General features: G+C 62.0%; 26 protein-coding genes and 1 riboswitch. Of the genes, 21 read left to right on the forward strand and 5 right to left on the reverse strand.

The genetic code is table 11. The features are described 5' to 3' along the window. Positions 1-96 precede the first annotated feature (96 nt). The 5 genes from C9990_RS08395 (at position 97) to C9990_RS08415 (ending at position 4,689) form a co-directional block, all read left to right on the forward strand. Positions 97-1,137 carry a DUF2066 domain-containing protein gene (locus C9990_RS08395; protein WP_106803013.1) on the forward strand — a complete coding sequence of 347 codons (1,041 nt, stop codon included), beginning with the start codon at positions 97-99 and terminating at the stop codon, positions 1,135-1,137. Positions 1,138-1,180: 43 nt separating this feature from the next. Further along, positions 1,181-2,254 (forward strand): AI-2E family transporter, encoded by a 1,074-nt coding sequence (locus C9990_RS08400; protein WP_065909713.1) that lies wholly within the window; start codon positions 1,181-1,183, stop codon positions 2,252-2,254. 203 nt (positions 2,255-2,457) lie between these two features. Next, positions 2,458-3,162, forward strand: a complete 705-nt coding sequence (hda, locus tag C9990_RS08405) for a DnaA regulatory inactivator Hda (protein ID WP_058422138.1) — start codon at positions 2,458-2,460, stop codon at positions 3,160-3,162. Positions 3,163-3,375: 213 nt separating this feature from the next. Beyond that, on the forward strand, positions 3,376-4,005 hold the full coding sequence (locus C9990_RS08410) for a C40 family peptidase (protein WP_065909715.1): 630 nt from the start codon (positions 3,376-3,378) through the stop codon (positions 4,003-4,005). 144 nt (positions 4,006-4,149) lie between these two features. After that, entirely contained in the window at positions 4,150-4,689 is a 540-nt protein-coding gene (locus C9990_RS08415; protein ID WP_025855819.1) for a C40 family peptidase, read from the forward strand. Positions 4,690-4,732: 43 nt separating this feature from the next. Here C9990_RS08415 and C9990_RS08420 read toward each other — a convergent pair whose 3' ends face one another. Further along, complete coding sequence (locus tag C9990_RS08420; RefSeq protein ID WP_106803014.1) at positions 4,733-6,046, reverse strand: sorbosone dehydrogenase family protein; 1,314 nt, start codon at positions 6,044-6,046, stop codon at positions 4,733-4,735. Positions 6,047-6,145: 99 nt separating this feature from the next. After that, positions 6,146-6,410: riboswitch (cobalamin riboswitch) on the forward strand. Positions 6,411-6,488: 78 nt separating this feature from the next. Here C9990_RS08420 and cobO point away from each other — a divergent pair. The 14 genes from cobO to C9990_RS08485 all read left to right on the forward strand — a co-directional run bounded on the left by cobO (position 6,489) and on the right by C9990_RS08485 (position 17,893). Continuing rightward, the gene (cobO, locus tag C9990_RS08425; RefSeq protein WP_010208674.1) at positions 6,489-7,100 is read left to right on the forward strand and encodes a cob(I)yrinic acid a,c-diamide adenosyltransferase; all 612 of its coding nucleotides are present in this window, start codon (positions 6,489-6,491) and stop codon (positions 7,098-7,100) included. Then, a complete protein-coding gene (locus C9990_RS08430; RefSeq protein WP_106803015.1) occupies positions 7,097-8,488 on the forward strand; it encodes a cobyrinate a,c-diamide synthase in 1,392 nt (463 codons plus the stop codon). Before cobO ends, C9990_RS08430 begins: the two co-directional genes overlap by 4 nt. Continuing rightward, the gene (gene bluB, locus C9990_RS08435) at positions 8,485-9,135 is read left to right on the forward strand and encodes a 5,6-dimethylbenzimidazole synthase (RefSeq protein WP_106803016.1); all 651 of its coding nucleotides are present in this window, start codon (positions 8,485-8,487) and stop codon (positions 9,133-9,135) included. The genes C9990_RS08430 and bluB overlap by 4 nt, the downstream gene beginning before the upstream one ends. Beyond that, on the forward strand, positions 9,132-10,040 hold the full coding sequence (gene cbiB / locus C9990_RS08440; protein WP_106803017.1) for an adenosylcobinamide-phosphate synthase CbiB: 909 nt from the start codon (positions 9,132-9,134) through the stop codon (positions 10,038-10,040). Before bluB ends, cbiB begins: the two co-directional genes overlap by 4 nt. Further along, positions 10,033-11,022: a threonine-phosphate decarboxylase CobD gene (gene cobD, locus C9990_RS08445; RefSeq protein ID WP_106803018.1), complete on the forward strand. Its 990-nt coding sequence runs from the start codon at positions 10,033-10,035 to the stop codon at positions 11,020-11,022. Before cbiB ends, cobD begins: the two co-directional genes overlap by 8 nt. Next, a complete protein-coding gene (locus C9990_RS08450; protein ID WP_106803019.1) occupies positions 11,019-12,470 on the forward strand; it encodes a cobyric acid synthase in 1,452 nt (483 codons plus the stop codon). Before cobD ends, C9990_RS08450 begins: the two co-directional genes overlap by 4 nt. 127 nt (positions 12,471-12,597) lie before the next feature. Continuing rightward, positions 12,598-13,119 (forward strand): bifunctional adenosylcobinamide kinase/adenosylcobinamide-phosphate guanylyltransferase, encoded by a 522-nt coding sequence (gene cobU, locus C9990_RS08455; RefSeq protein ID WP_106803020.1) that lies wholly within the window; start codon positions 12,598-12,600, stop codon positions 13,117-13,119. Further along, positions 13,116-14,171, forward strand: a complete 1,056-nt coding sequence (gene cobT / locus C9990_RS08460) for a nicotinate-nucleotide--dimethylbenzimidazole phosphoribosyltransferase (protein ID WP_106803021.1) — start codon at positions 13,116-13,118, stop codon at positions 14,169-14,171. Before cobU ends, cobT begins: the two co-directional genes overlap by 4 nt. Further along, positions 14,168-14,743, forward strand: a complete 576-nt coding sequence (cobC, locus tag C9990_RS08465) for an alpha-ribazole phosphatase family protein (protein ID WP_106803022.1) — start codon at positions 14,168-14,170, stop codon at positions 14,741-14,743. The genes cobT and cobC overlap by 4 nt, the downstream gene beginning before the upstream one ends. Positions 14,744-14,745: 2 nt before the next feature. Further along, a complete protein-coding gene (locus tag C9990_RS08470) occupies positions 14,746-15,474 on the forward strand; it encodes an adenosylcobinamide-GDP ribazoletransferase (protein WP_106803023.1) in 729 nt (242 codons plus the stop codon). Between the two features lie 42 nt (positions 15,475-15,516). Next, positions 15,517-15,921, forward strand: coding sequence for a MarR family winged helix-turn-helix transcriptional regulator (locus tag C9990_RS08475; RefSeq protein ID WP_065909733.1), 405 nt, complete (start codon positions 15,517-15,519; stop codon positions 15,919-15,921). Between the two features lie 63 nt (positions 15,922-15,984). Continuing rightward, positions 15,985-17,184, forward strand: a complete 1,200-nt coding sequence (locus C9990_RS08480; protein WP_162946160.1) for an MFS transporter — start codon at positions 15,985-15,987, stop codon at positions 17,182-17,184. Beyond that, positions 17,181-17,303 carry a hypothetical protein gene (locus tag C9990_RS32705; protein ID WP_256595067.1) on the forward strand — a complete coding sequence of 41 codons (123 nt, stop codon included), beginning with the start codon at positions 17,181-17,183 and terminating at the stop codon, positions 17,301-17,303. Before C9990_RS08480 ends, C9990_RS32705 begins: the two co-directional genes overlap by 4 nt. A 35-nt stretch (positions 17,304-17,338) precedes the next feature. Continuing rightward, the gene (locus C9990_RS08485; protein WP_065909737.1) at positions 17,339-17,893 is read left to right on the forward strand and encodes a glutathione peroxidase; all 555 of its coding nucleotides are present in this window, start codon (positions 17,339-17,341) and stop codon (positions 17,891-17,893) included. 65 nt (positions 17,894-17,958) lie between these two features. Here C9990_RS08485 and C9990_RS08490 read toward each other — a convergent pair whose 3' ends face one another. The 4 genes from C9990_RS08490 to C9990_RS08510 all read right to left on the reverse strand — a co-directional run bounded on the left by C9990_RS08490 (position 17,959) and on the right by C9990_RS08510 (position 21,144). Beyond that, on the reverse strand, positions 17,959-19,263 hold the full coding sequence (locus tag C9990_RS08490; protein ID WP_065909739.1) for an OmpP1/FadL family transporter: 1,305 nt from the start codon (positions 19,261-19,263) through the stop codon (positions 17,959-17,961). A 146-nt stretch (positions 19,264-19,409) separates the two neighbouring features. Next, complete coding sequence (locus C9990_RS08495; RefSeq protein ID WP_065909741.1) at positions 19,410-19,892, reverse strand: hypothetical protein; 483 nt, start codon at positions 19,890-19,892, stop codon at positions 19,410-19,412. Positions 19,893-20,173: 281 nt separating this feature from the next. Next, positions 20,174-20,395 carry a hypothetical protein gene (locus tag C9990_RS08500; RefSeq protein ID WP_024076751.1) on the reverse strand — a complete coding sequence of 74 codons (222 nt, stop codon included), beginning with the start codon at positions 20,393-20,395 and terminating at the stop codon, positions 20,174-20,176. 443 nt (positions 20,396-20,838) lie between these two features. Further along, positions 20,839-21,144: a hypothetical protein gene (locus C9990_RS08510; RefSeq protein WP_106803024.1), complete on the reverse strand. Its 306-nt coding sequence runs from the start codon at positions 21,142-21,144 to the stop codon at positions 20,839-20,841. 456 nt (positions 21,145-21,600) lie between these two features. Here C9990_RS08510 and C9990_RS08515 point away from each other — a divergent pair, with 456 nt between their 5' ends. Together C9990_RS08515 and rmuC are read left to right on the forward strand one after the other, a co-directional pair. Continuing rightward, complete coding sequence (locus tag C9990_RS08515) at positions 21,601-21,924, forward strand: hypothetical protein (RefSeq protein WP_065909744.1); 324 nt, start codon at positions 21,601-21,603, stop codon at positions 21,922-21,924. Between the two features lie 175 nt (positions 21,925-22,099). Beyond that, positions 22,100-23,464 (forward strand): DNA recombination protein RmuC, encoded by a 1,365-nt coding sequence (gene rmuC / locus C9990_RS08520; protein ID WP_177343968.1) that lies wholly within the window; start codon positions 22,100-22,102, stop codon positions 23,462-23,464. The last annotated feature ends 79 nt before the right edge of the window (positions 23,465-23,543 follow it).

Consider the following 23,543-nt stretch of genomic DNA (forward strand, 5'->3'; position numbering starts at 1 on the left):
CTGTGAATGTTTTACCGGTCGCTGTGGTCACAGCCTTGCCAAGCCGAGTTCACGCGGTCTGTTCCAGCCGCTAAATTTGTCGTTCGGGAATCTTCCATGCGTCTGTGTAAATTCTTTTTTGTGGGCTGCCTGTCTTGGGTCAGCCTGGCGAGTCATGCCGAAACCCTCAATGGTCTTTATCAAGTACTTGAACCGGTCAGCAGTCAGTCCCCGCAGGAGCGCGACCAAGCCACCCAGCGCGCCGTGCAGACGCTGGTGATCCGCCTCACCGGCGATGCCAAGGCCGCCGATGGCCCGGGCCTGGCGGCGGTGCGCAAGGATCCGCAGCAAATCATCAGTCAATACGGCTACGACGCCGGCCCGCCGGAAAGCCTGCAAGTGGATTTCGATCCAGTCAGCACCGATCGCGCCCTGCGTGACGCCGGCTTGTCGATCTGGGGCAGCAACCGGCCGTCGATCCTCGGTTGGTGGCTGAACGACTCCACCGAAGGCAGCAGCCTGGTGGGCGATGGTCAGACCGTCGCCCAGGCGCTGCGCCGTGCGGCACAACACCGTGGCTTGCCGTTGCGCCTGCCGCTGGGTGATCTGGATGAACAGGTCGTTGCTACCGCGCCGAACCTTGAAAACGCCGATGCCACGCCATTGCGCGCCGCTTCCGAACGCTACGGCGCCGATGCCTTGCTCGCCGTGCACGCGCGCCAGGAAGGAAGCCAGTGGCAGGCCAAATGGCGCCTGTGGCTGGGCGACAAGAGCGATCAGGGCACCGCGCAAGGCGCCGACACTGCCGCCGTGGCCGATGCGGTGATGTTGGCCGTCAGCCAGAAGCTGGCGCCGCGTTTTGCGGTCAAGCCCGGTGCGAGCGCCGAACAACTGCTGGAAGTGCAGGGCATGAACCTGGAGCGCTACGCGGCACTGGGGCATCTGCTCGAGCCGTTTGGTGGCCATCCGCTGCGGGTGGATGGCAATCGCATTGTGTATCGCGTCAACGGCAGCGCCGACCAGTTGCGTACCCAGTTGAGCCTGGCCAAGTTGCAGGAGGTGCCGGCCGGCGAGGCGCCTGTCCAGCAGCCAGTGGGTGATGGCACCCAGCCGGCGCCCACTCCTGAGCCGCAGGCGCAGCTGCGTTTTCGCTGGTAAACGTTCTTCCTTTATATAGAAGCAAAGACAGATGGAGTGGTTTATGGCGGATACGCGTCGTTGGGTGTGGCTTGGCGGACTTGTCCTGCTGTGCGCTTTTGTATTCTTGCTGCATTCGATCCTGACGCCGTTCCTGGTGGCGTTGCTGCTCGCCTATCTGTTCGATCCCGTGGTGGATCGCCTGGAAAAAGCCGGACTGTCGCGGACCCTGGGCGTGGTGACGGTGTTTGCCCTGTTCACGTTGATCATCACTGCATTGGTGCTGGTGCTGGTGCCGATGCTGGCCAAGCAACTGTTTCGCTTGTACGAGCTGGCGCCGCAAATGCTTGACTGGCTGCAACACACGGCGATGCCGTGGGTGCAGACCAAGCTGGGGTTGGCGGATGGCTTCTGGAAGTTCGACAAGGTCAAGGCTGCGATCAGCGAGCACATGGGCCAGACCACCGACATTGTCGGGGTGGTGCTCAGTCAGGCCACCGCATCCAGCCTGGCGCTGATCGGCTGGCTGACCAACCTGGTGTTGATCCCGGTGGTGGCGTTCTACCTGCTGCGCGACTGGGACATCATGATGGCCAAGATCCGCAGCCTGCTGCCACGCAACCGCGAAGAGCGCATCGTGGCCCTGGCTGGCGAATGCCATGAGGTGCTGGGCGCCTTCGTGCGGGGGCAGTTGCTGGTGATGCTGGCCCTGGGGATCATCTACGCGGCAGGCTTGATGGCGATCGGCCTGGAGCTGGGCCTGTTGATCGGCCTGATCGCCGGCCTGGCGGCTATCGTGCCGTACATGGGCTTTGTGATCGGGATCGGCGCGGCGCTGGTTGCCGGGTTGTTCCAGTTTGGCGGCGACCTGTACCCGATGCTGGGGATTGTCGCGGTGTTCATGGTTGGCCAGGCCCTGGAAGGCATGGTGCTCACGCCGTTGCTGGTGGGCGACCGGATCGGCCTGCACCCGGTGGCGGTGATCTTTGCGATCCTGGCGGGCGGTGAGCTGTTCGGCTTTACCGGCATCCTGCTGGCGCTGCCGGTGGCGGCGGTGATCATGGTGCTGGTGCGCCATGTGCACGATCTGTACAAGGATTCGGATGCGTATACCGGGGTCGAAGACCCGGACCTGTAACCGTTTCATCACAAACCCGGCCTGAGCCGGGTTTGTTGTTTCTGGGGGCGGGGCGTCAAACAATCTGCGAAAAACCGCCAAGTTAACGCAAACCTTTGATTTTGCTTGTGGTCTGCTGCATTGTGCGCCCGGCGTCACGGGTATAAACTTTGCAAACTTTACACAGAGGCCACTAACGGTTCGTTTGGAGCCGTTCAGTCAGCATGAAACCGATTCAGCTGCCCTTGGGTGTGCGTCTGCGTGATGACGCCACCTTTATCAACTACTACCCAGGCGCCAATGCCGCTGCACTCGGCTATGTCGAGCGGCTCTGCGAAGCCGACGCCGGGTGGACCGAAAGCCTGATCTATCTGTGGGGCAAGCACGGCGTAGGGCGTACCCACCTGTTGCAGGCCGCATGCCTGCGTTTCGAGCAGATGGGCGAGCCGGCGGTGTACCTGCCATTGGCGGAGTTGATGGACCGCGGTATCGGCATCTTCGATCACCTCGAGCAATACGAGCTGGTGTGCCTGGACGACTTGCAGGCGATTGCCGGCAAGGCGGAGTGGGAAGAGGCGCTGTTTCATCTGTTCAACCGCCTGCGCGACAGTGGCCGGCGCCTGCTGATCGCCGCCTCCACGTCGCCGCGTGAATTGCCGGTGAAGCTGGCAGACCTCAAATCGCGCCTGACCCTGGCGTTGATCTTCCAGATGCGCCCCCTGTCCGACGAAGACAAATTGCGTGCCCTGCAGTTGCGCGCATCCCGTCGCGGCCTGCACCTGACCGACGAGGTCGGACACTTCATTCTGACTCGCGGTACGCGCAGCATGAGCGCGTTGTTCGATTTGCTCGAACAGCTCGACCAGGCCTCTTTGCAAGCCCAGCGCAAGCTGACCATTCCCTTCCTCAAGGAAACCCTTGGCTGGTAGCCGGCCCTTTGTTTTCAGGACTTTCGGCAATTTCCAGGCGTCAGAAAACCCGCGTTTGGGCCGTTTTGGCCACGCGAAAGGCGGGTAAGGGGTGTTAAGGGCTTAGATGTCATAGTCCAAACAAGAAGTCACATAGATCACGATTGAATTTGCAAATCGATGTGATAGAAGGCATAGTCTCGACTTCTTTACATATCAGCCACGGTCGTGCCCATGCTAAATCGCTTCGCACCCCTCGTGCCTCTCGCACTCGTTACCCTGTTGTTTGGTTGCGCCTCCCACCCTCAACAGGTGGCAGAACAGCAAAAACCACAGGTTCAAAATCAGGCAAAATTCGTTGCTGCACAGTCTTCCACTGTTTATGAGGAAGAAGTGGCAACAGAAAAGGAACTGGCCGACTTCGCCGGCAACAAGCCTTACCAGCTTCCAGTCCTCGCCGACAGCATCCTCGAACGCGGCATGTCCCTGATCGGTACCCGTTACCGTTTCGGCGGTACTTCTGAAGCCGGTTTCGACTGCAGCGGCTTCATCGGTTATCTGTTTCGTGAAGAAGCGGGCATGAACCTGCCACGCTCCACGCGCGAAATGATCAACGTGAATGCACCGTTGGTCGCACGCAACAACCTCAAGCCCGGTGATCTGCTTTTCTTCAGTACAGCGGGTCGTGGTCGCGTCAGCCATGCCGGTATCTACCTGGGCGATAACCAGTTTATCCACTCCAGCAGCCGTCGCAGTGGCGGTGTTCGAGTCGACAACCTGGGTGACAGCTACTGGAGCAAAACCTTCATCGAAGCCAAGCGCGCACTCGCCATGGCCCCGACGACGGTTACCGCTAGCAAGTAAACTTAAAGTGATACTTGAAGTTTGACGTGTAAGCGCTAGAATCCCTGGATATTGTTGGAATCCGTTCGCGCGAGCTTTGCTTGCGCGTTCTGGTTTTCAGCGTTCGGCAGCGAAAGCCGCATCCAGACCAGGATTGTTCTGCACATGTCGACCTCGGCCCGCCTGATTCTCATTGTTTGCGCCGCGCTGCTCAGCGCCTGCGCCAGCCGTCCACCGCCGCCCGCTCCCGTAGCGGTGAAACCCAAGCCGGTGTTCAACTACTCCACACAGAATTTTTCGCCTGCTGCCGAAGATGTGCTCTTCCGTGCCTTGGGCCTGGTTGGCACGCCTTATCGATGGGGCGGCAACACGCCGGACTCAGGGTTTGACTGCAGTGGCTTGATCGGCTTTGTGTTTCGCGATGCGGCCGGTATTTCCCTGCCGCGTACCACCCGTGAGCTGATCGTGATGCGTGCGCAGGATGTCAGCGAGCAGAACCTGCAAACCGGCGACCTGTTGTTCTTCGCCACCGGTGGCGGTTCCCAGGTCAGCCACGCCGGGATCTATGTGGGAGAGGGCCGCTTCGTGCACGCGCCACAGACCGGCGGTACGGTAAAGCTGGATACCTTGTCCAAGGCGTATTGGCAGAATGCCTACCTGAGTGCCAAGCGCGTATTGCCAGGCAATCTGGCGCGTAACCCCTGACGCACAGTATCCCTGTAGGAGCCGGCAAGCCGGCTCCTACCCATCATTTTGCGGCCGACACCCGCCACACCTTGTTCCCCACATCATCTGCCACCAGCAAATCCCCCTGCTGATCAATCACCACGCCCACCGGCCGGCCCATGGCCTTCTCATCCTTGTCGAGGAAACCGGTCAGCACGTCCACGGGCTGCCCCTTCGGCTGGCCAGCCTCGAACGGGACGAAGATCACCTTGTAGCCACTGTGCGGCTTGCGGTTCCACGACCCATGCTGGCCGATGAACGCGCCGTTGCTGAACTGGGCGGGCAGTTTGCTGCCCTCGGCAAACGTCAATCCCAGGGAGGCGGTGTGCGGGCCCACTGCATAATCCGGCGCGATCGCCTTGGCGACCAGGTCCAGGTTCTGCGGGCTGACGCGCACGTCCACATGCTGCCCGTAGTAGCTGAAGGGCCAGCCATAGAATGCGCCGTCCTTGACTGAGGTGATGTAGTCCGGCACCAGGTCGCTGCCGATTTCATCGCGTTCGTTCACTGCCGTCCACAGCTTGCCGCTTTGTGGTTCCCAGGCCATGCCGTTGGGATTGCGCAGGCCGGAGGCGAAGATGCGGTGCTCGCCGCTGGCACGATCGACTTCCCAGATGGCCGCCCGGCCTTGTTCCGCGTCCAGGCCGTTTTCACCGACATTGCTGTTGGAACCGACGCTCACATACAGTTTGCTGCCGTCCTTGCTCGCCACCACGTTCTTGGTCCAGTGGTGATTGATGCTGCCGCCCGGCAGGTCGACGACTTTGGTGCCGGCCTCCTTGATCGCGGTTTCACCCGGTTGATAGGGGAAGCGCAACAGCTTGTCCGAGTCGGCCACGTACAGATCATTACGGACCAGAGTCATGCCAAACGGCGAATTGAGGTTTTCCAGGAACACCGTGCGCGTTTCGGCGACGCCATCGTGGTCGGCGTCACGCAGCAAGGTGATGCGGTTCGGGCTCGGCACAGCGGCGCCGGCACGGCCCATGACTTTCTCCATGACCCAGCCGCGAATACCCTTGGCGTCATCCGGCTTGGGTGGCGCGTTGGTTTCCGCCACCAGCACGTCGCCATTGGGCAATACATACAGCCAGCGCGGATGGTCCAGGCCTTCGGCGAACGCCGCCACCTGGGTGCCGGCAGCGGCGGTGGGCTTGGCGCCGTCCGGCCAGCCAATCGCCGGGGCGATATTCACGGTCGGGATCAGGGTCTTGTTCGGCTCCGGCAACTTGGGCGACGGCCCGGTGCCATCGGAGACCTGCAAGGTAGAGCTTTCCCCGCAGGCAGCGAGGGTGCCGGCGAGCATGATAAGCAGGGCGAGTCTGGTTTTGTGCATGGTGTTCTCCTTAATACCTGTAAGGGTAGAGGAGGCCGGTCGTAGGATGGTTCAAGTGCAAGGCCAGCTTTAATTGACGCTCCACCCCCAACCCACTAACCTTCGCGGCTTGTTCCAGGTGCTCTGTGACCCATGGGTCGACGGAGTGAAACAGGGAAGCCGGTGAGTGAGCGCACTTGTACACAGTGCTGCCGCGATTCCGGCGCTGCCCCCGCAACGGTAAATGAGTCAAGACGGTGCTTTTTGCCACTGTATCGCGTGCGATATGGGAAGGCGCGCTGTCGGCCTGTCCGAGTGCTCTCTTTATAAAGAGCCAGGGCGCCACTCATGAGTCCGGAGACCGGCCTGGTTCATCCAACAGCATCACGGTGGGCGATGCTTGGCTGTCTGTTTATCCTTTTTCCTGCCCGCCGTTTTTGTCCAGCCCCAACGGAGAGCTGCCATGACCGATTCCCCCGACCGCGACGAACGCCACCTGGCGCGCATGCTGCGCAAAAAAGCCGTGATCGATGAGCGCATCGCCAACTCCCCAAACGAATGCGGCCTGCTGCTGGTGCTCACCGGCAACGGCAAAGGCAAGAGCAGTTCGGCATTCGGCATGCTCGCCCGCGCCATGGGCCACGGCATGCAGTGCGGGGTGGTGCAGTTCATCAAGGGGCGCAACAGCACCGGTGAAGAGTTGTTCTTCCGCCGCTTTCCCGAGCAGGTGCGTTTTCATGTGATGGGCGAAGGCTTTACCTGGGAAACCCAGGACCGCCAGCGCGATATCGCCGCCGCCGAAGCCGCGTGGGCGGTGTCGCGCGAGTTGCTGCAAGACCCGTCCATCGGCCTGGTGGTGCTGGACGAGCTGAACATCGCCCTCAAGCACGGCTATCTCGACCTCGACCAGGTACTCAGCGACCTGCAAGCGCGCCCGCCAATGCAACACGTGGTGGTGACTGGCCGTGGCGCTAAGCCCGAGTTGATCGAAATGGGCGATACCGTCACCGAGATGGGCATGCTCAAGCACGCGTTCCAGGCCGGTATCAAGGCACAGAAGGGCGTCGAACTTTGAATCAGCCCCGTCATTGCCCGGCTGTCTTGATCGCCGCACCGGCGTCCGGCCAGGGCAAAACCACCGTCACCGCCGCGCTCGCCCGTTTGCACCGCAATCTGGGGCGCAAAGTCCGCGTGTTCAAATGCGGCCCGGACTTTCTTGATCCGATGATCCACGAGCGCGCCAGTGGTGCGCCGGTGTATCAATTGGACATGTGGATGGTGGGCGAGCAGGAAAGTCGCCGCCTGTTGTGGGAAGCCGCCGCTGAGGCCGACCTGATCCTCATCGAAGGGGTGATGGGGCTGTTCGACGGCACGCCGTCCAGCGCCGACCTGGCACGGCATTTCGGCGTGCCGGTATTGGGCGTGATCGACGGCACTGCGATGGCGCAGACGTTTGGCGCCCTGGCCTTGGGCCTCGCGCGTTATCAGCCGGATTTACCGTTCGCGGGCGTGCTGGCCAATCGCGTCGGCACCTTGCGCCATGCGCAACTCCTCGAAGGCAGTCTCACCGAAGGCCTGCGCTGGTATGGCGCGCTGTCCCGCGAAACCGGGATCGAACTGCCGAGCCGCCACCTGGGCCTGGTGCAAGCCAGTGAGCTGAACGACCTCGACCTGCGCCTGGATGCTGCTGCCCAGGCACTGGGCAGCAGTTGTGAAGTTGCCTTGCCGCCGCCGGTGACCTTTGCCGCCCCCGAAGTGATCGAGGCCGAGCCGTTGCTGGTCGGCGTGCGCATTGCGGTTGCCCGTGACGAAGCGTTTGCCTTCACCTACGGCGCCAGCCTTGACCTGTTGCGGGCGATGGGCGCCGAGCTGCGCTTTTTCTCGCCGATCCATGACCGCGAATTGCCTGACGCCGACAGTCTGTATCTGCCCGGCGGCTACCCGGAACTGCACCACCAGGCGCTGTCGGAAAATACCTCGATGCTCAATGCCATCCGCGCCCATCACGCGGCCGGCAAACCCTTGCTCGCTGAATGTGGCGGCATGCTCTACCTGCTGGACTCGCTGACCGACGTCGACGGCACCCGCGCCGAACTGGTCGGCCTGCTGCAGGGCGATGCGGTGATGCAAAAGAAACTTGCGGCCCTGGCCCTGCAAAACGTTGAGCTGCCGGAAGGCGTGCTGCGTGGGCACACTTATCACCATTCCCTGACCAGCACCGAGTGGCAGCCGATTGCCCGTGGCGTCAGCCCCAATGGTGGGCGCGGCGCCGAGGCGGTATTCCGACAAGGGCGTATGACCGCGTCCTACGTGCACTTCTATTTCCCGTCCAACCCGAGGGCGGTGGCGGCCTTGTTTGCGCCCGACCCTGAGGTCGCCAGCGCCGGCAAGCCGGCTCCCACCATTGACCGCGTTGAATCCCCATCCACTGTGGGAGCGGGCTTGCCCCCGATGCGCCCATGACCGACAACGCCTTCCCCCAGGCCGACCGCGACGCCGTCTACCGCGCCATCGCCGAGCGCCGCGACATGCGCCACTTCAGCGGCGGCAGCGTGGCCCCCGAGTTGCTGCACCGCTTGCTCCAGGCTGCACACCAGGCGCCGAGTGTCGGCCTGATGCAGCCGTGGCGCTTTATCCGCATCAGCGACCGCCAACTGCGTGGGCAGATCCAGCAATTGGTGGAAGAAGAGCGCGTGCGCACTGCCGAGGCGTTGGGCGAGCGTTCCGATGCGTTCATGAAACTCAAGGTCGAAGGCATCCATGACTGCGCCGAAGTGCTGGTGGCAGCGCTGATGGATGATCGCGAGCGGCATATCTTCGGCCGGCGCACCTTGCCGGAAATGGACATGGCCTCGCTGTCCTGTGCGATCCAGAACCTGTGGCTGGCGGCTCGCGTCGAAGGGCTGGGCATGGGCTGGGTCTCGCTGTTCGAGCCCCAGGCCCTGGCCGACCTGCTGGGCCTGCCGCCCGGCGCGAAACCCCTGGCGGTGTTGTGCCTGGGGCCGGTGGCCGAGTTCTATCCGGCACCGATGTTGCAGCTCGAAGGCTGGACCGAACCACGGCCGCTGAGTGAGATGTTGTATGAGAATGTGTGGGGAGTGAGTCAATGAGTGTGGCCTTGCTGTGTGTCGCCGCAGTGGCGCTGGATGCGCTGCTGGGTGAACCCAGGCGCTGGCATCCGCTGGTGGCGTTCGGCAATTTTGCCGGGCGCATCGAGCAACGTTTCAACAGCGGTGGCCGTGGCTGGCGCAGCCATGGGGTGACCGCGTGGTTTATCGCGGTGGTGCCGCTGACCCTGCTGGCGACCGCCCTGTCGTGGGCGCCGTATATCGGCTGGGTGCTGGAGATCCTCGCGCTGTACTGTGCCCTCGGCATGCGCAGCCTTGGCGAACACGTGATGCCGGTGGCCCAGGCGCTGCGCAGCGATGACCTGGAAGAAGCCCGCAAGCGCGTGAGCTACCTGGTCAGCCGCCAGACCAGTGAACTGGATCGTACCGAAGTCGCCCGCGCCGCCACTGAGTCGGTACTCGAAAACGGCAGCGATGCGGTGTTTGCCGCGCTGTTCTGGTTCGTCGTCGCCGGCGTGCCGGGCGTGGTGCTTTACCGCCTGAGCAACACCCTCGACGCGATGTGGGGCTATCGCAACGAACGCTTCGAGCGCTTCGGCTGGGCTGCGGCGAAAATCGACGATCTGCTGAACTACATTCCGGCGCGCCTGGTGGCGTTGACCTACGCAGTGCTGGGCAAAACCCGCCTGGCGCTCAAATGCTGGCGAACCCAGGGCCCGACATGGGACAGCCCCAACGCTGGCCCGGTGATGGCCGCCGGTGCTGGCGCCTTGGGCGTGGAGCTGGGCGGCGCGGCGATCTACCACGGCGAGGTGCATCAACGGCCGCCACTGGGCGAAGGCCCGGCGGCGGATGCCGATTCCATCGACCGGGGCTGGCAACTGGTGCAGCGCGGCGTATGGTTATGGCTGCTGATCCTATGTGCGGGGGCGCAATTCTATGCTTGAACACGGTGGCCGGCTGCGCAAGGCGGCGATGCAGTACGGGATTGCCGAGGCTGATTGGCTCGACCTCTCCAGCGGCCTGGCGCCGTGGCCCTGGCCGATCCCCGAAATCCCGCTGCGAGCCTGGGCGCGCCTGCCGGAAACCGACGACGGCCTGGAGCAGGCCGCCAGCGAGTACTACGGCGCTGCGCATCTGTTGCCGGTGGCCGGTTCCCAGGCGGCGATCCAACTGCTGCCGCGCTTGCGCCGTGCGGGCAAGGTCGGCGTGTTGTCGCCGTGCTATGCCGAACACGCCGAAGCCTGGCGCCGCGCCGGTTATGTGGTGCGCGAGGTGCAGGAGCAGGAAGTCGACTTCTTCCTTGATGGCCTCGACGTGCTGGTGGTGGTCAATCCCAACAACCCCACCGGCCTGAGCCTGGCGCCGCAACGCCTGCTCGACTGGCACACCCGGCTGGCGCAGCGCGGCGGTTGGCTGGTGGTGGACGAAGCGTTCATGGATGTCACCCCGCAACTGAGCCTGGCCAGCCAGGCCCATCAGGTCGGTTTGATCGTGCTGCGCTCATTCGGCAAGTTTTTCGGCCTGGCCGGTGTGCGCCTGGGCTTCGTGCTGGCCGAACGCAAACTGCTCAAGCTGCTCGCCGAACAGGTCGGGCCCTGGGCCGTCAGCGGGCCGACACGCGTGCTGGGCCAGGCCTGCCTGCGCGACACCGCCGGGCATGCGCGACAACGTGCGCGCTGCATCGAGGCCGGCCAGCGCCTCTACGCCTTGCTCAAGCGCCATGGTTTCCAGCCCCAGGGCGGCTGCGCGTTGTTTCAATGGCTGATCACACCGCATGCCGAACGCATGCACGAATTCATGGCCCAGCGCGGCATTCTGCTGCGCCTGTTTGTCCACGACAGCAGCCTGCGCTTTGGCTTGCCCGACACCGAGGCGGACTGGCTGCGCCTCAACGAGGCCCTGGGCGCCTACAAGGAAGCTGCATGACTACGCTGATGGTGCAAGGCACCACCTCCGACGCCGGTAAAAGTACCCTGGTGACCGCGCTGTGCCGTTGGCTGGTGCGCCAAGGCGTGGCGGTGGCGCCGTTCAAGCCGCAGAACATGGCGCTCAACAGTGCCGTGACCGCCGAGGGTGGCGAAATCGGCCGCGCCCAGGCGGTGCAGGCGCAGGCTGCCAACCTCGCACCCCACACCGACATGAACCCGGTGCTGCTCAAACCCAACAGCGACACCGGCTCCCAGGTGATCATCCACGGCCGCGCCTTGACCAGCATGAACGCCGTGGCCTACCACGACTACAAAGCCATCGCGATGCAAGCGGTGCTGGCCTCCCACGCGCGGTTGAGCGAACGCTTCCCGGTGGTGATGGTCGAGGGCGCAGGCTCCCCGGCGGAAATCAACCTGCGTGCCAATGACATCGCCAACATGGGGTTCGCCGAGGCGGTGGACTGCCCGGTGCTGCTGATCGCCGACATCAATCGCGGCGGCGTGTTCGCCCATCTGGTCGGCACCCTGGAGCTGCTGTCTCCGAGCGAACAGGCGCGGGTCAAGGGTTTCATCATCAACCGTTTTCGCGGCGACATCGCGCTGTTGCAACCGGGCCTGGATTGGCTCGAAGCGCGCACCGGCAAACCGGTGGTGGGCGTGTTGCCCTACGTGATGGACCTGCACCTGGAAGCCGAAGACGGCATCGACCAGCGCCAGATCGACAAGGCCGCACAAGTGCTCAAAGTGGTGGTGCCGGTACTACCGCGCATCAGCAATCACACGGATTTCGACCCGTTGCGCCTGCACCCCCAGGTGGATTTGCAGTTCATCGGGTCGGGCCAGCCGATCCCGGCCGCCGACCTGATCATCCTGCCAGGCTCGAAAAGCGTGCGCAGTGACCTTGCCTACCTGCGCGCCAATGGTTGGGACAGCGCCGTGGCTCGGCATTTGCGCTACGGCGGCAAAGTGCTGGGGATTTGCGGTGGCCTGCAGATGCTCGGGGAGCAGGTGCATGACCCGCTGGGCCTCGAAGGGCCGGCCGGCTCCAGCCCTGGCCTGGGGCTGCTGGCATTCAGCACGACGTTGGAAGAAGAGAAGCAATTGCGCAATGTGCGCGGGCGTTTGTTGCTGGAGAACGCCGAGGTCAGTGGCTATGAAATTCACGCGGGCGTGACGTCCGGCGACGCGCTGTCGACCGCCGCGGTCCTGCTCGATGACGGCCGCAGTGATGGCGCGCAAAGTGCCGACGGGCAGATTCTTGGCACTTACCTGCATGGCCTGTTCGAGACGCCGGCGGCGTGCAGCGCCTTGCTGCGCTGGGCCGGCTTGCAGGATGTGCAGGAGGTGGATTACCACGCCCTGCGCGAGCGCGATATCGAGCGGTTGGCCGACTTGGTGGAAAACCATCTGGATACCGAACTGCTGCGCACGCTATGTGGGATTTGACGATGCGCACGCACTCTCCCTGTCGGCGCTGGCTAGACACCTCGTTGAATCAGCAAACCCCGGTTGACGCCATCGCAGGCAAACCCGTGCCCACAGTTGAGCGGGTGGTAAATAGAGGGAGTGTCCCATGCACCAACTGATTCTCGGCGGCGCTCGCTCCGGCAAAAGCCGCCTGGCGGAAAAGCTCGCCGCTGACAGCGCGTTGCCCGTCATCTACATTGCCACCAGCCAGCCGCTGGACGGCGAAATGAACGCGCGCGTGGCCCTGCATCGCCAGCGCCGCCCCGACCACTGGGGCTTGATCGAAGAGCCCGTCGAACTGGCGCGGGTGCTGCGCGAAAACGCCGCGCCGGATCGTTGCCTGCTGGTGGATTGCCTGACGCTGTGGCTGACCAATCTACTGATGCTCGAAGACGCCGACCGCCTGGCGTTCGAGCGCGATCAATTGCTGGAAACCCTGGCCGCGCTGCCGGGGCAGATCATTTTTGTCAGCAACGAGACCGGACTGGGTGTCGTGCCGCTGGGCGAATTGACTCGCCGCTATGTGGATGAAGCCGGTTGGCTGCATCAAGCTTTGGCCGAGCGGTGTCAGCGTGTGGTCCTGACGGTTGCCGGCCTGCCCCTGACTTTGAAAGGTACTGCGATATGACTGACACCTGGTGGCTCAACCCCTGTAAGGCGATTGACGCTCAAGCGCATGAACAAGCCTTGGCACGCCAGCAACAATTGACCAAGCCGGCCGGCTCCCTTGGCCAGCTCGAAGCGCTGGCGGTGCAATTGGCCGGCCTGCAGGGCCAGGTCAAACCCTCGGTCGAACAGTTATGGATTGCGATCTTTGCCGGTGATCACGGTGTGGTAGCCGAAGGCGTGTCGGCGTTTCCCCAGGAAGTGACCGGGCAGATGCTGCTCAATTTCGTCAGCGGCGGCGCGGCGATCAGCGTATTGGCGCGGCAGTTGGAGGCGCAACTGGAAGTGGTCGACCTCGGCACCGTCACGCCGTCGCTGGATTTGCCCGGGGTTCGTCACTTGAACCTCGGCGCGGGCACGGCCAACTTCGTCAACGGCCCCGCGATGACCGCAGCCCAAGGGCGCCTGGCCTTGCACGCCGGGCGTGAGAGTGTGCTGCGCGCGCGCGAAAGCGGCGCACAGCTGTTTATCGGCGGCGAGATGGGCATCGGCAACACCACTGCCGCCAGTGCACTGGCGTGTGCCTTGCTCGATTGCCAGGTCAGTGACCTGACCGGACCAGGCACCGGGCTGAATGCCCAGGGCGTCAGTCGCAAGGTGGCGGTGATCGAGCGCGCGCTGGCCGTGCATGCCGGGCAGCGCGGTGATGCGTTGCAAACCCTGTTCAACCTGGGCGGCTTTGAGATCGCGGCGCTGGTGGGCGCCTATCTGGCCTGTGCCCAGGAAGGCATCGTGGTGCTGGTCGACGGGTTTATCTGCAGCGTCGCTGCGCTGGTTGCCACGCGGTTGAATCCGGCCTGTCGCGAGTGGTTGCTGTTTGGCCATCGTGGCGCCGAGCCGGGTCATCGTCATGTGCTGCAGAGCCTCGACGCGCAGCCCTTGCTGGAACTCGGCCTGCGCTTGGGCGAGGGCAGTGGGGCGGCGCTGGCGGTGCCGTTGCTGCGCCTGGCGTGTGCGTTGCACGGGCAGATGGCGACTTTCGCCGAAGCGGCCGTGGCAGACCGCCCCGCATGAATCTGCACCTGGACCTGTTGCGTCACGGCGAAACCGAACTGGGCGGCGGCCTGCGCGGCAGCCTGGACGATGCATTGACTGCCCAGGGGTGGGAGCAGATGCGCGCCGCCGTCGAGGCGCGCGGGCCGTGGGACCGCTTGATCAGCTCGCCGCTGCAACGCTGTGCGCGCTTTGCCGATGAGCTGGGCGCGCGCCTCAATGTGCCGGTCAGCCTCGAAAAAGATCTGCAGGAGCTGCACTTCGGTGCCTGGGAAGGCCAGAGCGCGGCGGCGTTGATGGAAACCGATGCCGAAGGATTGGGGCTGTTCTGGGCCGATCCCTACAGCTTCACACCGCCGGAGGGGGAGCGTGTCAGCGACTTTTCCGACCGTGTCCTGGGCGCCGTCTCACGCTTGCATCAAGCCTATGCTGGCCAACGGGTGCTATTGATCAGCCACGGTGGTGTGATGCGCCTGCTGTTGGCCAGGGCGCGGGGATTGCCCCGGGAGCAGTTGCTGAACGTCGAGGTCGGGCACGGTGGATTGTTCAGTCTGCAGGTCGCGGCTGACGTCGTATTGAAGGAAGTGGATTGAGTATGTTGCCCTTCTGGATTGCCCTGCAATTTCTCAGCAGCCTGCCGATTCGCCTGCCGGGCATGCCGCAACCTCAGGAGCTGGGACGTTCGCTGCTGTTTTATCCGCTGGTTGGCCTGTTATTCGGCGTGCTGTTGTGGGCGCTGAATACGGCGCTGATGGGCGCACCGCTGTTGCTGCACGCCGCGTTGCTGCTGACTGCTTGGGTGTTGCTCAGTGGCGGCCTGCACCTGGACGGCCTGGCGGACAGCGCCGACGCCTGGCTGGGTGGCTTCGGCGATCGCGAGCGTACCCTTGCCATCATGAAAGACCCGCGCAGCGGACCGATTGCCGTGGTCACTCTCGGCCTGGTGTTGCTGCTCAAGTTCACTGCGCTGGTGGCCTTGATTGAACAGCACAATGGCGCGGCGCTGATCCTGGCACCCCTGATCGGCCGGGCGTCGATGCTGGCGTTGTTCCTCACTACGCGTTACGTGCGTGCCGGAGGATTGGGCCAGGCGCTGTCGGATCACTTGCCGCGCATCGTCGGCCAGCAGGTGCTGATCCTGAGTGGCTTGGCATGCCTCGTGGTCGGGGGTTTCAGTGGCGGGATTGCGGTGTTGCTGGCGACCCTGTGCTTTATCGGCCTGCGCCAGCTGATGATCAACCGCCTGGGCGGCACCACCGGTGACACGGCGGGCGCGTTGCTGGAGCTGCTGGAAGTCGCGGTATTGGTCGGCCTGGCGCTGTAACACTTTCTTGCATTTCCTTAATCGCGGGTATATACACGTTCCATGCTTGCCTCCCAATGTTTATGTACCAACCTGCGACGTGCCGCCCGTGGCGTCAGCAGGCATTACGACGGCGCTCTCGACGGCTTCGGGATCAACGTCGCCCAGTATTCTCTGCTGTGCAACCTGCAGCGCCTTGATCAACCGAGCATTTCCAGCCTGGCGGAAGCCATGGGCCTGGATCGCAGTACGTTGGGGCGCAACCTGCGGGTGCTGGAAGGCGAGGGCCTGGTGCAGTTGGTCGAGGGCGATGACCTGCGCAACCGCCTGGTGCTGTTGACCACAGCCGGTGAGGAGCGACTGGCCGCAGCGTTACCCGCCTGGGAAGCGGCGCAACAGAAATTGATCAATCAACTCGGCGCGGAAAAACGCGAAACCTTGTTGGCCTTGCTGGATGAACTCGCCTGACGGCGAGTTTGTTCGACTACAAGCGGGTATATACCCGCGAACGGAGAATAAGAAATGACCTCGATGTGGCGCACCAGTGGCTGGATTCTTGTAGGGAGTGCGCTGATCCTGGCGTTGTCATTGGGTGTGCGGCACGGTTTCGGCCTGTTCCTGGCGCCGATGAGCAGCGAATTTGGCTGGGGCCGTGAGACCTTTGCCTTTGCCATCGCCTTGCAGAACCTGATCTGGGGTCTGGCGCAGCCGTTCACCGGCGCGCTGGCCGACCGCTTCGGCGCGACCAAGGCAGTGTTTGTCGGCGGTGTACTGTACGCCGCGGGCCTGGTGCTGATGGGCATGTCGGATTCGGCGTGGTCGTTGTCGCTGAGTGCCGGCCTGTTGATTGGTATCGGCCTGTCCGGCACCTCGTTCTCGGTGATCCTGGGTGTGGTCGGGCGCGCCGTGGCGCCGGAAAAACGCAGCATGGCCATGGGCATTGCCAGCGCTGCCGGCTCGTTCGGCCAGTTCGCCATGGTACCAGGCACCTTGGGCCTGATCAGTTGGTTGGGCTGGTCGGCAGCGCTGCTGGCGCTGGGCTTGATGGTGGCGTTGATCCTGCCGCTGGTGGCGATGCTCAAGGACCGCCCGCTGCCGGTAGTGGCCGGCCAGCAAACCCTGCGTGAAGCGCTCAAGGAAGCCTGCTCGCACTCGGGTTTCTGGCTGCTGGCCTTCGGCTTTTTCGTCTGCGGTTTCCAGGTGGTATTTATTGGTGTGCACCTGCCGGCCTATCTGGTCGACCAGCACTTGCCGGCCACGGTGGGCACCACGGTGCTGGCACTGATCGGCCTGTTCAATATCTTCGGCACCTACACCGCCGGCTGGTTGGGCGGGCGCATGTCCAAGCCTCGCCTGCTGACGGGCCTGTACTTGCTGCGCGCCGTGGTGATCGTGTGGTTCCTGTGGGCGCCGGTCACTGAAGTCACGGCTTACCTGTTCGGCATGGCCATGGGCTTTTTGTGGTTGTCCACGGTGCCACTGACCAATGGTACGGTCGCCACGCTGTTTGGGGTGCGCAACCTCTCGATGCTCGGCGGGATCGTATTCCTGTTCCACCAGCTCGGCTCGTTCCTCGGCGGCTGGTTGGGCGGGGTGGTCTATGATCGAACCGGCAACTACGATTTGATCTGGCAGGTAGCAATTCTCTTGAGCCTGCTCGCCGCGGCCCTCAACTGGCCGGTGCGTGAGCGACCCGTGGCGCGCTTGCAGGCGCAGATGGAGGCGGCATGAGTTTCAACGGGTATTGGCTCGTCGGGGCAGGGACGGTGGCACTGCTGTTGCTGCTGGCGTGGTGGGGCTGGCAACGCGGTGGCCTGGCGTTGATGCAACTGGGTATGTCGATCTGTTAAGTTCGTGGTCTGAACTCTTTAAAGGACTTTTCGACATGCAGATGCGCTGGCTTGCAGTTCCCGTGCTGATGGCTGCTTTTGGCGGTGTGGCGATGGCCGCCGATTGCCCACCGTTGCTCGAAGGCCAATTACCCAAGTTGCGCGCCAAGGAATCCATCGACCTGTGCCAGCGCTTTGCCGGCAAGCCCTTGGTGATCGTCAATACCGCGAGTTTCTGTGGGTTTGCCCCGCAATTCAAAGGCCTTGAGGCCTTGTACCAGCGTTACAAGGGTGAAGGGCTGGAGGTCATTGGCGTACCGTCCGATGACTTCAAGCAGGAGGCCAAGACCGGCGAGGAAACCGCCAAGGTCTGCTATGTGAATTACGGCGTGACTTTCACCATGACCGAGCCACAGAAGGTCAAGGGGCCGGACGCGGTGCACTTGTTCAAGGTGCTGGCACAGCAGACCGACGCGCCGCCGAAGTGGAATTTCTACAAATATGTGGTCGATCGCCAAGGCAAGGTGATTGCCAATTTCTCCAGTCTGACCAAGCCGGACAGTCCGGAGCTGATCAAGGCAGTCGAGCAGGCGATCGCCTCTAAACCTTGATCGAAGCCCACTAAAAAGCCCCGCCTCCTTTGCAGGAGAGCGGGGCTTTTTTATGCGGCGTTGAATCAGAACTTGTACGTTACACCCAAGCCGAAACCGTTGGCGCTGTTTTCGTACTTGGAAGCGTAGGTCTGGCCCAGCGCGTTCTCTTTGTTAACTTTGACAGGCTCTTCCTTCAGGTAGGAATAAGCCAGGTCGACGGTCATGTTGTCCATTACCGCGTAGCCCAAGCCGACACTGAAAATGGTCCGGTCACCGGTAGGAATACGTGGCGAACGGTCAGTGTTGTTGGTTGGCGACTGGTCGAATGTCAGACCGGTACGCAGTACCACTTGCTTGGTGATCTGGTACGAAGTACCCACGGCGTAGGCCCAGGTGTCGTGCCAGTTCTGTGGCTCGGTGATCTGGCCGACGATCCGAGGCGCCAAGGCACCACCGCTAGCTGCCGTGACACCTTCGTTGTTGACAGTGATGTCTTTCAGGCGGCTCCAGCGAGTCCAGGTAGCACCGCCATACACCTTCCAGGCATCGCTCAGGTCTTGGGTGACCGAGGCATCCCAGGATTCAGGGGTGTCAACTTTCAGCGAGGCATCGTAACGGGCGCCAATCAGGTAGGGCGCTGGAACTCGCGCTCCTGGCGTGACTTCGGTGTGGCCTTCGAGCTTGTATTTCACTTTCGAGTGGTAAGTCAGACCTACACGAGTGGTGTCGGTGGCTTGCACGAGGATACCGGCGTTGAAGCCGATAGCGGTGTCGTCGCCCTTGACTTTGATTTTGGCGTCGCCGGTGCCAGCCAGGCCTGGCAGTGGCAACAAGCCCAGGTTTGGCCGCGATTCCAGGGTGCCGTCGATACGGTTAATAGTCGGGCCGAAACCGATCGAGACTTTGTCATTGAAGGCGTAGCTGACGGTCGGCTGGAAGGTGATAACCGACACTTCGCTCTTGCTGCCAAACGCACGACCTTGGAAACCACTTTCGTAGTCGGTCTTCAGGCCGAACGGCGCGTAGACACCGAAGCCGATTGCCCACTGGTCATTGAGTTTGTTGGTGTAGAAACCAAAGGGGACTGCGGTGAAAGGCACCATATCGCCTTTGTTACTGCCGCTGGAGCGGCCGCTGGCATCTTTGATATCAGTCGACGCATCAATCGCTGCAACGCCACCCGTAATCTGCTGGCCTTCAAGGCGAGCCATACCGGCAGGGTTACCATAAACGGTGCTTGCGTTATCGGCAGAAGAAGAGCGACCTGCGAAACCTGTACCCATCCCGGCGACATCTTGTTCGTTAAGGGCGAAGCCGCTTGCGAAGATGCTGGAAGAGGCCATGGCAACGGCGAGGCTAAGTGTGGTCTTGAGCATTACTTTTTTCATTATTAGAACTCCGTGGTGATCACCGCTGCGGAAAGTAACAATAATTTTAAGATCGCGCTATAGGCTGAAATGCAGGAGATAGAGCGGTTTTGTAGGACAATCCGACCAAAATTCGTGATTTTTGGCGAATCTTGCAAAATGCCCGGTCAGCAAACCACGTGATTCATGGGTGAAACACAGGTTTGCCAGGCTTGAGTGAAATCACGCAGCCGTCCTTGTGGATGAAAAATTTCTTTCCAGATACGCGCCATGGCCAAGACGTCACCCGGTTCCGGCAGTGCCGGACGGTGCTGTTCCACCAGTAGCCAGGCGATGGCCGTGGCGTAACGCAGGTTGACCGTCAACTCAAGCTGGGGCGCGCTGAGAAACGCGTGTTGGCTGGCCAGCCCGCGTACCAGGCTGGCGCGTTCCGGGTCCAGCGCCAGGTAGTTGTCCCATAAGGCGCGGTGACGGGGTTCGGTGATGCTGTACAGGCCGTGGCCGCGGCGATCGTGCAAGGCGGAGCCGAGCTCCGATTGACTGGCGGCGATGCCCAGCAGCAGGGACTCAGCCGTTTGATCGTGTCGGCCCAGGTACATCAACGTCGGCCGGATCACATAACGACACAATTCGCTGGCGGCGATACCCATACAAGCCTCAATCCGTGGAAGTGGGCGACGGGCCTGAGAAGGGTGGGGGCTTGGCAGCAGTGGATCGGATCTCAGGCGCGTCGCAAGCGGATCATGCCGCTTGAGTTGAAGTGTAGTGTCATATTTGTGATGTAAAGGACTGTTTTTAAAACATCTTCGCTATGCAGTTATAACGGTTATATCTATTTGAACTTAGTGCAAAAGCTCAATGGTCGAATTCCAGGCAATAAAAAACCCTGTTTTTCAGACAGGGTTTTTGGTGTTTCAGCGACTCGGGTCGATCAGGCAACCAGTGCCTGACGGGTACGCTCGATCACGGCCTGCAGCGGTTCTGCGCTGGAGTATTGATCGGGGTACAGGCGTTCGCTGTGACGAGCGATGCCGTGTTCGTTGACCAGGGTGAAGCTGAAGCAGCCTTTGCGAGCGGCCATGATCAGGCAGTTCATTGGAGCAAAAGCGTTGGTGAGGGTGCGAATGGCATCCTGAGTGTGGATAGTCGACATATTATTGGTGTTCCTACAAATGACACGGTTAAGAACCGTGCAACGTTAAAACGTTCCAGTGACGTTGATCACCATTGATCGAACGAAGAACCCGACTGGAACAAAGCAGCCAGTTTGAAGCGCTGATAAGTTAGGCGCGCTTGGGCTGGCAGGTAGGTACTTAGGAGGGCAGGCAACACAACAGGGGCAAAGGTTCTGGGCCCGGGGTGAAGATCCTGATCAATTTGCAGGTTGGTTCGGTCAGAGTATTGAGACTTCGCGGCACCCTTTGCTTGTTCAAAGGCGGTGTCGTCGCAAGTGATACCTGGAAACCATCGAGGTGGTCGATCCCGTGTTGTTCAGGGGAGTTGTTCGACCAGAATTGACTTTCAGCTTGGTACTAACGCCGCGGATAGTAACGGATTGAAACAGGGAAGGGAAGTGTGCTAGCCAAAAAACTTCAATCAGGCGCTCAGCAGGCCACGGTAGACCAGCACCGTGATCGCCGCCGCCAGCGAGCAACCCAGGGCATAGGCCGCCAATGTCAGGTGCACGCACCGACCGGTCTCGATCACGTTGATCACATCGCCCATGTCATTGATGCGACCTTCACCCAGTTCGATGCACAGGCACACGGCCGTGAAGGCGGCCGACAGCAGAATGGCAATAGCAAACAAGGCGCCGTCCGGCGACGGCAGGGCCGCGTTGATTCCCAGGGAAAGGGCGCAGATCGCCAGTAACAGCAGCGCGAACAGCAGAATGCCTTTCATCGACCCACCCACTGTTGTGCTGTCGGTCGGGCAGTGTGGCGAGCGCGCAAAGTTTTGAAAAGTCCCGACCTGGCCTGTCGGTAACATTTTTGGCGGCGGTCGCTTCAAAAAACGCCGGCGATATAACCAATGGGTGGGTACTTGTGCACATTAGTTGCCGCATGTGTAACCGCGCTGTCAACTGCTCCGCTCAGCCGCCATTTGCCTGCAATGGAAATTTAAGTCAATGAAAAATCTGGCTTTTTTTTATTGGTGAAAAAATCGTCAGTTTGACTGCGGCCCCCATTCCATGGGGCTTTGCGCGAGTTAAAGGGGGGTTGTCCACTGAGTTATCCACAGCTTCTGTGGATTGTCCCGAGCGCTTGCTCTAGAACGGGCGTGCAGGGTTTTTTCAGCTTTACCTGTGCGAAAAAAAGAGTAGAGTGGCGCGCCTTCCGTTCTGTCCCACAGTGCTTTATGAAGTTTCGCTCAGTATCACCTTCTGTTACCGATACCCCTCAGACTGTTACCGCACCCAAGCGTTTCTCTATGAAAGTCGCCTTGTGGTTGCTCGACAGTCCACGCCTGGGTCACAACACCAACGTCAAACACTTTGCCGGACGTTTGCTCAAGCAGCCTGCCCGTGAAGGTGTGGTCGCCGCACAGAGCCGCCTGGGCCAATTGATGTGCCGTGAATGCGGCAATGCCCGCGACCGTCGCATCGGCCATGACCTGTTGCGCCTGGCCGCCCGCGCGGGCGACCGCCGCGCCCAACGCGAACTCGGCCAGGTCGAAGACTGAGCTGTCCTCCAGCCCTGTGCTTGGTTAACCTTGCTCTTTTTCGGTAATGGCAGAAATGGCTATGGTTTTTGACTGGACCAGTATCGCCCTGGGCCTGGCGGGTGCCGCAGTGCCTTTATTGGCGGTGTGCTGGCAGATTCAGCGACGACTGACTGCGCGCATGGCCGGTTGGGAGCTGCTCGAAGAGCGCCTGGCCACTGCGCAACTGGCCCAGGAAGGCCTCGCCGCCCAGCTGGATGCCAGTCGCGACGAGATCAGCGACTTGAGCCAGGCCAACGCCGCCAAGCAGGCCGACCTGGCCGCCGTCCGCCGCGAAGTCGAGCTGCTGCAGATCGACCGCGACAACGCTCGCGATGCGGCCCACGCCTGGAACCTCGACCGCAGCGCCAAGGAAACCGAATTGCGTCGCCTCGATGCGCTGGCAGCGGCCTTGCGCGCCGAACTGCGCGAGCAACAGGACAGCCATCAGCAGCGCCTCGCCGACCTTCAGGGCTCGCGCGACGAGCTGCGTGCACAGTTCGCCGAGCTGGCCGGCAAGATCTTCGATGAACGCGAGCAGCGCTTTGCCGAAACCAGCCAGGAGCGCCTGGGCCAATTGCTCGACCCGCTCAAGGAGCGCATCCAGTCGTTCGAAAAACGCGTGGAAGAAAGCTATCAGAACGAGGCGCGCGAGCGCTTTTCCCTGGCCAAGGAGCTTGAGCGCCTGCAGCAATTGAACCTGCGTCTGTCAGACGAAGCCACCAACCTGACCCGCGCACTCAAGGGCCAGAAAACCCAGGGCAACTGGGGCGAACTGATTCTTGAGCGGGTGCTGGAGCACGCCGGCCTGGAGAAGGGCCGCGAGTACCAGACCCAGGTCAGCCTCAAGGGCCCGGATGGCGAGCGTTTCCAGCCTGATGTACTGATCATGTTGCCCGGTGACAAGCAGGTGGTGGTCGATTCCAAGGTCAGCCTGACCGCGTATCAGCAATTCGTCGCCGCCGATGATGAAGTAATCGGCCAGGCAGCGCTGAAGCAGCACGTGCTGTCGCTGCGCAATCATGTCAAAGGCTTGGCCGGCAAGGATTACAAACGCCTGGAGGGCCTGCACAGCCTGGACTTTGTCCTGCTGTTCGTGCCCATCGAAGCGGCGTTTTCGGCGGCGCTGCAGGCCGAGCCCAACCTGTTCCAGGAAGCTTTCGACCGGCATATCGTCATTGTCAGCCCGACGACGTTGCTCGCCACCCTGCGGGTGATCGATAGCCTGTGGAAGCAGGAACGCCAAAGCCAGAATGCCCGGGAGATCGCCGAGCGTGCGGGGTGGCTGTACGACAAGTTTGTACTGTTTATCCAGGACCTGGATGAAGTGGGCAACCGTCTGCAGCAGTTGGACAAGGCTTACAGTGCTGCGCGGAACAAGCTGACAGATGGACGCGGAAACCTGGTCAGCCGCACCGAGCAATTAAGACTGCTCGGTGCGCGTGCCAGTAAAAGCCTGCCGGCCGATCTGCTGGAGCGGGCGATGACCGACTCCGACGGTGTGGCGCACCTGCCCGAATGATTGCTGGCGATGGCGTCGGTAAAATCGGCGCCATGCTCGAGGCCCGCTTCGCCGGCAAGCCGGCTCCTAGAGGGGACCG

The sequence above is a fragment of the Pseudomonas sp. S5D5 genome (assembly GCF_003013355.1).
GTDB classification, from domain to species: domain Bacteria; phylum Pseudomonadota; class Gammaproteobacteria; order Pseudomonadales; family Pseudomonadaceae; genus Aquipseudomonas; species Aquipseudomonas aylmerensis.

Excerpts from the sequence above, each read along its gene's own strand:
- C9990_RS08500 (WP_024076751.1), bottom strand. The coding sequence starts at position 20,395 with ATGTCGACTATCCACACTCAGGATGCCATTCGCACCCTCACCAACGCT.
- C9990_RS08450 (WP_106803019.1), top strand. The coding sequence starts at position 11,019 with ATGACTACGCTGATGGTGCAAGGCACCACCTCCGACGCCGGTAAAAGT.
- cobT (WP_106803021.1), top strand. The coding sequence starts at position 13,116 with ATGACTGACACCTGGTGGCTCAACCCCTGTAAGGCGATTGACGCTCAA.
- C9990_RS08395 (WP_106803013.1), top strand. The coding sequence starts at position 97 with ATGCGTCTGTGTAAATTCTTTTTTGTGGGCTGCCTGTCTTGGGTCAGC.
- bluB (WP_106803016.1), top strand. The coding sequence starts at position 8,485 with ATGACCGACAACGCCTTCCCCCAGGCCGACCGCGACGCCGTCTACCGC.
- C9990_RS08515 (WP_065909744.1), top strand. The coding sequence starts at position 21,601 with ATGAAGTTTCGCTCAGTATCACCTTCTGTTACCGATACCCCTCAGACT.
- cobU (WP_106803020.1), top strand. The coding sequence starts at position 12,598 with ATGCACCAACTGATTCTCGGCGGCGCTCGCTCCGGCAAAAGCCGCCTG.
- C9990_RS08475 (WP_065909733.1), top strand. The coding sequence starts at position 15,517 with ATGCTTGCCTCCCAATGTTTATGTACCAACCTGCGACGTGCCGCCCGT.
- cobC (WP_106803022.1), top strand. The coding sequence starts at position 14,168 with ATGAATCTGCACCTGGACCTGTTGCGTCACGGCGAAACCGAACTGGGC.
- C9990_RS08415 (WP_025855819.1), top strand. The coding sequence starts at position 4,150 with ATGTCGACCTCGGCCCGCCTGATTCTCATTGTTTGCGCCGCGCTGCTC.
- hda (WP_058422138.1), top strand. The coding sequence starts at position 2,458 with ATGAAACCGATTCAGCTGCCCTTGGGTGTGCGTCTGCGTGATGACGCC.
- cobD (WP_106803018.1), top strand. The coding sequence starts at position 10,033 with ATGCTTGAACACGGTGGCCGGCTGCGCAAGGCGGCGATGCAGTACGGG.
- cobO (WP_010208674.1), top strand. The coding sequence starts at position 6,489 with ATGACCGATTCCCCCGACCGCGACGAACGCCACCTGGCGCGCATGCTG.
- C9990_RS08485 (WP_065909737.1), top strand. The coding sequence starts at position 17,339 with ATGCAGATGCGCTGGCTTGCAGTTCCCGTGCTGATGGCTGCTTTTGGC.
- C9990_RS08480 (WP_162946160.1), top strand. The coding sequence starts at position 15,985 with ATGTGGCGCACCAGTGGCTGGATTCTTGTAGGGAGTGCGCTGATCCTG.
- C9990_RS08470 (WP_106803023.1), top strand. The coding sequence starts at position 14,746 with ATGTTGCCCTTCTGGATTGCCCTGCAATTTCTCAGCAGCCTGCCGATT.
- cbiB (WP_106803017.1), top strand. The coding sequence starts at position 9,132 with ATGAGTGTGGCCTTGCTGTGTGTCGCCGCAGTGGCGCTGGATGCGCTG.
- C9990_RS08490 (WP_065909739.1), bottom strand. The coding sequence starts at position 19,263 with ATGAAAAAAGTAATGCTCAAGACCACACTTAGCCTCGCCGTTGCCATG.
- C9990_RS08495 (WP_065909741.1), bottom strand. The coding sequence starts at position 19,892 with ATGGGTATCGCCGCCAGCGAATTGTGTCGTTATGTGATCCGGCCGACG.
- C9990_RS08510 (WP_106803024.1), bottom strand. The coding sequence starts at position 21,144 with ATGAAAGGCATTCTGCTGTTCGCGCTGCTGTTACTGGCGATCTGCGCC.
- C9990_RS08410 (WP_065909715.1), top strand. The coding sequence starts at position 3,376 with ATGCTAAATCGCTTCGCACCCCTCGTGCCTCTCGCACTCGTTACCCTG.
- C9990_RS08400 (WP_065909713.1), top strand. The coding sequence starts at position 1,181 with ATGGCGGATACGCGTCGTTGGGTGTGGCTTGGCGGACTTGTCCTGCTG.
- C9990_RS08420 (WP_106803014.1), bottom strand. The coding sequence starts at position 6,046 with ATGCACAAAACCAGACTCGCCCTGCTTATCATGCTCGCCGGCACCCTC.
- C9990_RS32705 (WP_256595067.1), top strand. The coding sequence starts at position 17,181 with ATGAGTTTCAACGGGTATTGGCTCGTCGGGGCAGGGACGGTGGCACTG.